This window comes from Streptomyces sp. NPDC058664 (assembly GCF_042716635.1).
Taxonomy (GTDB): Bacteria; Actinomycetota; Actinomycetes; order Streptomycetales; family Streptomycetaceae; genus Streptomyces.
This window is the reverse complement of record NZ_JBHXRW010000132.1, coordinates 1-5,867: the sequence shown is the minus strand read 5'-3', so window position 1 is coordinate 5,867 and position 5,867 is coordinate 1. Positions and strand designations below refer to the sequence as shown.

The following is a 5,867-nucleotide window of genomic DNA, read 5'->3' as shown; positions in this document are numbered from 1 at the left end:
TACCTCTTCGACACCGACAAGGGCAAACGGTTCGGCGGATACCTCGACATCGGATCGACTCCTTCCAGGAGTCGCAACCACCGATGGAAACCGCCAGTTCCTCTATGACCACGGCGACAACGCCGCCTTCGTGGACGACTATGGCGGCATCGACCTGCACGCCATCACCTGGTGGCTCGAGACGGTCCCGGCCGCGGACTTTCACGAGATGCCGACCGGAGCGTCCGACGCCGGCTGTATCGAGAGCTACGCCGCGGACCCGGTGTACTGGGTCAAGGCGCGGCCCCCGGAAGTCGGCCGGCACTGGGAAGAGCATGGGACGTGGCTGCTCAAACGATCGAGTCTCTGCCGAACCCGGAACGGTTCACCTACAGCGAGATCCTCACGGACGAGAAGAAGGACACCGCCACCGCCTTCTGGACCCGGGCCCAGGCGTTCTTCACCAGCGCCGGGATCACCGTCGAGCGGGTACTGACCGACAACGGCGCCTGCTACAAGTCCCACTCCTGGCGCGACGCGCTGGCAGCGGCCGGGATCGCACACAAGCGAACCCGGCCCTACCGCCCCCAGACCAACGGCAAGGTCGAACGCCTCAACCGCACCCTGCTGGAAGAGTGGGCCTACGCCCGCCCCTATCGGTCAGAACAAGAACGACGCGACGCCTTCCCCGGCTGGTTGCATTCCTACAATCACCACCGCGGTCACACCGCGCTCGCAGGCAAACCACCCGCCAGCCGCGTCCCCAACCTCACAGGGCAATACACCTAGGGCAACGGCGTTCACCAGACCATGCTCGGCATTGCCCGCCTTCACGACGCGACCCTCGCGGAACAACTCCGACCTCACACGGGATGATCTTCAGCTGTCGTGCGGCCGCAGGTCGCACTCAATTCGACTACGGTAGAGAGCCTGCTTCTGTTGAGGAAATCCCATGAATGCAGGTATGGGGCCAGCCTTTCTTCACGGTACACGCGAATCCCGTCCACGCTCCCCCCACTCTTCCAAGTCCAGCCTGTATTTTGAAGAGTGGAATAGCCGGAGTTGCATTCGATCCGCGCATTGTAAAGCTGCTGTGCGCCACTGCTGGGCATTCCGGAGATGGTTACAAGTTTTTTGACTTGTATTGTCGATGGGTATGTGCAGGTGTAATTGAGGTGCAGCGTTTCAGCGTCTGGTATCGGGTAGGTGCCAGCCGGGACGTTGTTCCTGATGACATCGACGCCGAAGCCCTCGCCTGCCCAGCCGGTCGGTGGTTCGGCATTTTGATTACGCACTATTACCGGCGGCTCTGCGCTTCCAGCTGTGTAGACTGAAATATCCGAAATCTTCCCCCCTTTGTCGCAAGACCTGTAAACCCGCTTCAAGGTATTGACGGGAACCGCATCGGTCGTATGTTCGTACTCTGTCACTTGAGCGCCGTCGACGGCCTGAGCCCCTCCTGACCCGATCACAGAGACACAGGCTGCTGCGGCAAGGGTCAAAACGGCTCCGGCCGTCTTCATCTTGATACCAGTCAAAGACCTCACGCGATCTCCCTAATTCGAGGCGCGGGTGAATCGATCCAGGCTCTCGGTGCCGATGCTCAGAGTCGGGAAATGGAATTGCTACCCTGTCGAGAGCCCTTATTTCTAGCGATATTAGACACTCCTCCCGCAGGACTCATGGGTAACCGATGCCTACTTTCGGCACGGATAATCCGAAGCGGGTCGAGCCGCTCTCCGGGTTGCGCCGGTCGCAGTCCGATCGGCTTGTGGCGCTTGTACGCCGTTGTGATGGCGACGTCCGGCGGGGTCGTCCGCGGATCGCCTTTGGCGGTCCGGGTGTTGCTGGTGACTGCGTGCTGGCGAACTGAGGTGACTCCCTTCGTGTGGACACTCTGACAATGGATCTTGTAGGTCCGAGGAAGGGTGTCCTGGTGGGACGGAAGTCTCCATATCCGATGGAGTTCAGGAGTGAAGTTCCCCCCTGATGTTGGACAGCGGGTTTCTACGCTGCGGGGGTGAGGTCGCACTGCAGCAGGACGCGAGTCTCGAGCGGGGTGAGGTACCCGAACTCGGGATGCCGGCGGAGCCTGGTGCGGTTGTACTCGACTTCGATGAAGCGGAAGACGTCGGCCCGGGCCGCCTGGCGGCTGGCCCACAGGCGGGTGCCGATCTCCGCCTTGAGCAGGCCGAAGAAGCTCTCGGCCGCAGCGTTATCGTAACAAGATCCGGTCCGTCCCATGGATTGCCGCATCCCCAACTCCTTTATCTCCCTTCGGAATTCCTTAGACGTGTACTCGCTGCCGCGATCGGAGTGCATGATGCAGTCCGCCTCGAGGCCGCCGCGACCGGCGGCCATCCGTAGGGCGTCGACGACCAGAGAGGCGCGGTGGTGGCCGGCCATCGCGTATCCGATGATCTCGCGGGTGGCCAGGTCGAGGACGGTGGCCAGGTACAGCCAGCCCTCGAGCGTGGGCAGGCAGGTGATGTCGCCGACGAGCCTGGTGCCCGGCTTGTCGGCGGTGAAGTTGCGACCGATCAGGTCCGGCGCCGGGGCGGCCTTGGCATCGGGCCTGGTCAGCGAGCGTTTCCGGCGTCGAGCGATGCCCTGGATGCCGCGCCGGCGCATGGCCTTCTCCACCTTCCGCTGGCTGATCCTGCGGCCGCGTCGGCGTAACGCGGCATGGATGCGCGGGGCGCCGTAGGCGCCGCGGGAGGCGGTGTGGATCCCGCGGATCTCGGCCACCAGCTCCTCTTCCTCCGCCTGGCGGAGCGCGGCGGCCGGCTGTGCTGCGAGCCGGCTGTAGTAGGTGGATCGAGGCAGGGCCAGGACCCGGCACAGCAGGGCGACCGGGTAGCCGCCGGGGTGGTCGGCGCAGGCCTTCTCCGCGTCGATGAAGCGGCACACGTCGCCTACTTCACGATCTCCTTCGCGAAGTAGGCCGCGGCTTTTACCAGGATCTCGTTCGCCTTCTTCACCTCGGCCAGCTCGCGGCGGATCCGTCGCAGCTCCTCGCGTTCATCGCTGGTCAGTGCGCCTGCAGGGCCCTGACCTCGGTCGGTCTTCGCCTGCTTGACCCACGAGCGCAGGCCCTCGGCACTGACGCCGAGCTCCCTGGCCACCTCGGTCGGGGTCCGACCGGTCGAGAGCACCAGCTCCACCGCGTCCTTCTTGAACTCTGCCGGGTACCGCTTACCGCTCTTGCCACTCACGATCAGGACTACTTCCTCCGGGACCAACCGTCCCAGTATCGAGCTGTCCAAGATCCGGGGGGAACTTCACGTGTCAGCACCCGCAAGGTGAAGTCACCCATCTCCCGTTACGCGGAAAGAAAATTGGACGGCCGACCCGACGGCAGCAAGGTCGTGACCTCGACGACGATCACCTCCTGTCGCCCCCACCGCCACAGCCCGCGCTGCCCGCGACGACCGACCGGGAGAACACCGGCAATCGCATGGCACGTGTCCTGACCATCCTGCAGGCAGAGCCCGAACGACTGTGGCGCTCAAGAGAGATCGCCGAGCTCCTCGGCGACGTCACCCTCGTCGCCACCTATCGCCAACTCGCCCGCTGGACCGAGAGAGGAATGATCAAGAGAGTCCGCACGGGCCGCTACGCGGCAATCACACAGATGCCGAACCCCCTGCGTGACCAGCGGAAACGCTAACTACCCGGCCTTGGGGAAACTTCACCCGCGAGTTCGTCGCCTGGCTTGCCCAGCGGGGCCGGTGGCTGTCGTACTCGGTCGGCATTACCATCACCGAGCAGATTCACCAGGTCGTACTCAAGGTCCCCGCCCCGGCCTGGTCGTCGGCGGTCGAGTCAGGCGGCGAGATCCGGGACGGGGCCTGGGTCGCCGAGATCACCGGCGACTTCCTCAAGGGCTGGCCGAAGGGAATGCGGCTGGTCGTGCGGAAGGAACGGCCCCACCTCGGCGCCCAGTTGCGGATCACCGACGCTGACGGACTGCGGCTGACCTGCTTCGCCACCAACACGGCGGACGTTCCGATCGCGGCACTGGAGCTGTGGCACCGCCGGCGAGCCCGAGCCGAGGACCGCATCCGGGCCGCGCGGGCCACCGGCCTGCGCAACCTGCCCCTGCACGACATCGCGCAGAACCAGATCTGGCTGGAGATCGTCCAGCTCGCCCTCGACCTCCTCGCATGGATGCCCATGCTCGCTCTGACCGGCGAAACCCGTAGGTGGGAGCCCCGCCGTCTCCGGCTCCGTCTTCTCTCCGCCGCCGCCCAACTCGTCACGACCGCCCGCCGCCGGCACCTGAGATTCGCACGCCACTGGCCCTGGACCGACGTGATCACCCACGCCCTGGAACGGCTCGAAGCCCTCCCAAACCCCGGCTGACCAGCACGTTCCCATCCCTGCGAGCACCACCACCCCGACCGGAGCCGTGGAACCCGGCGCCCACCCGACGCGACAGCCGGGCCCTCGGCCTGTCGGCCATCAGGCACAGAACGCGAAACGGTCCACCGACTCCATCGGCGGACCGTCACGAAAGATCGAGGCTAGCGGGCAAGAAGCATTCGAAATTGCTAGTTCTTCGGTTCTCCCATGCACCGTACCGTCAATTCCACGTCTGCTTGGATTAGTCGGTTCCTATTGGTTAGGGTGAACAGTGCAGAGTTTGTGTTGATTGAGATTACAGAGTGGACTGACCCCTCCACTCCTGTGACCTGACGCGCCCAACCGTTGTCTACAAACGGGGTCGTCCAGGGGCAGATCACGGTTTCATTATAGGGCAGATTGCCCGCCTTGACCGTTTTTATCTTCTTTACGGTCACTGGATCTGCCAAATCGCACTCGTACGTGACTGTTATATAGGAGTCTTCTGGGCGGGTATTGATGACATCGTAACCCCGCCCTGTTCCGCGCCCAGGGCCTGCTGGTTCGAAAGATTCTGACCCCACCCGGACGCCAGGTCCCGAACTGATCGTTATAGAAGTCATGTCCTGCCCGATCGGGCAGTGCCACGTAGAGTACTTGACGTCATTCCCGGGAATGAAAACCCACCCAGGTCCCGCACTCGTGTCGAGTGCAACAGGCCCTTCTGTCGCCGACGCTGAGACGGCGGACGCTGTAAGCGCTCCGATTGCCAGTGCCACCGAGGACAGCAAAGCACCAACGGTCTTTATAGTTTTCATAAACCGCTACTTCTCTCATAGTTGCGTCGGGTCAGATGTGAATACCTGTGACAGGGAAAACTGTAGGTCTCTCACGACCCCCGAGAAGCGTCCCGCGTGAGATAGTTAAGGCAGCCACCCTACGTATCTGGGATACTTCTGGGGCGTCAGCGTATGTCAACCTGCGACGCGGAATATGGGTACTGGGTGCTCAACCTGCAGCGCCCCCCTCGAGTGAGTGCGTGCGTGCATTTGGTAGGATGCGTCAGAAATCTTGACCGGGTCTTGCAGCGCCGGAAGCATATACGGGGAAGCGAAACGTCCGGCCAGACGAACCGGCGCCCGCCGCGCCCATCTGGCCGATCATTACAAGCGCTGCCTTCGGGGTGATGGCCGCGGCACGCGCATCGACATCAACCCAGTCGACCAGCAACTCCGTGTGCGCCCCATCAACGTACGGCGGCCATGGGCGGCCATCGTGGATGCCTGGAGCAGCAACAACCGTCCCGCGCTTGATGAGCTGTGGCGGTCGATCGTCTACGACCTCGGATCAGACCGCGACGCGAATAGCTATGTAGCCCACATCAGGTTTCGGCGTCTGATCTGCGTGTATCCCGGCAAGCGAGCAGCCGGTGAGCCAGCGGCCGACGGACGAGGACTGAACCGTTCCGGGTTCGGCAGAGACTCGATCGTTTGAGAGGATCGAGTCATGGCACGTTCTTCCCAGTACCCGCTTGAGCTGCGCCG

Annotated in this window: 5 protein-coding genes and 2 pseudogenes; 3 read left to right on the top strand and 4 right to left on the bottom strand. The window is 63.4% G+C overall.

Annotated elements, in window-relative coordinates; translation table 11 throughout:
• Window positions 1–360: 360 nt before the first annotated feature.
• Window positions 361–768, top strand: a pseudogene (locus ACFWUY_RS40360) (integrase core domain-containing protein); the annotation flags it as partial.
• A gap of 74 nt (window positions 769–842) precedes the next feature.
• Here the strand turns inward: ACFWUY_RS40360 and ACFWUY_RS40355 are convergent.
• The 3 genes from ACFWUY_RS40355 to ACFWUY_RS40345 all read right to left on the bottom strand — a co-directional run bounded on the left by ACFWUY_RS40355 (window position 843) and on the right by ACFWUY_RS40345 (window position 3,194).
• The gene (locus ACFWUY_RS40355) at window positions 843–1,526 is read right to left on the bottom strand and encodes a hypothetical protein (protein WP_384121737.1); all 684 of its coding nucleotides are present in this window, start codon (window positions 1,524–1,526) and stop codon (window positions 843–845) included.
• A gap of 460 nt (window positions 1,527–1,986) precedes the next feature.
• A complete protein-coding gene (locus tag ACFWUY_RS40350; RefSeq protein ID WP_384121735.1) occupies window positions 1,987–2,889 on the bottom strand; it encodes an IS3 family transposase in 903 nt (300 codons plus the stop codon).
• Window positions 2,890–2,894: 5 nt separating this feature from the next.
• Window positions 2,895–3,194: a transposase gene (locus ACFWUY_RS40345; RefSeq protein ID WP_384121733.1), complete on the bottom strand. Its 300-nt coding sequence runs from the start codon at window positions 3,192–3,194 to the stop codon at window positions 2,895–2,897.
• A gap of 242 nt (window positions 3,195–3,436) precedes the next feature.
• Here ACFWUY_RS40345 and ACFWUY_RS40340 point away from each other — a divergent pair, with 242 nt between their 5' ends.
• On the top strand, window positions 3,437–3,649 hold the full coding sequence (locus ACFWUY_RS40340) for a hypothetical protein (protein ID WP_384121731.1): 213 nt from the start codon (window positions 3,437–3,439) through the stop codon (window positions 3,647–3,649).
• Between the two features lie 23 nt (window positions 3,650–3,672).
• Window positions 3,673–4,344: pseudogene (locus tag ACFWUY_RS40335) on the top strand (transposase); the annotation flags it as partial.
• A gap of 1,326 nt (window positions 4,345–5,670) precedes the next feature.
• Here ACFWUY_RS40335 and ACFWUY_RS40330 read toward each other — a convergent pair.
• A partial coding sequence (locus ACFWUY_RS40330; RefSeq protein ID WP_384121729.1) for a hypothetical protein occupies window positions 5,671–5,867 on the bottom strand: 197 nt, incomplete at its 5' end.

Excerpts from the sequence above, each read along its gene's own strand:
- ACFWUY_RS40340 (WP_384121731.1), top strand. The coding sequence starts at position 3,437 with ATGGCACGTGTCCTGACCATCCTGCAGGCAGAGCCCGAACGACTGTGG.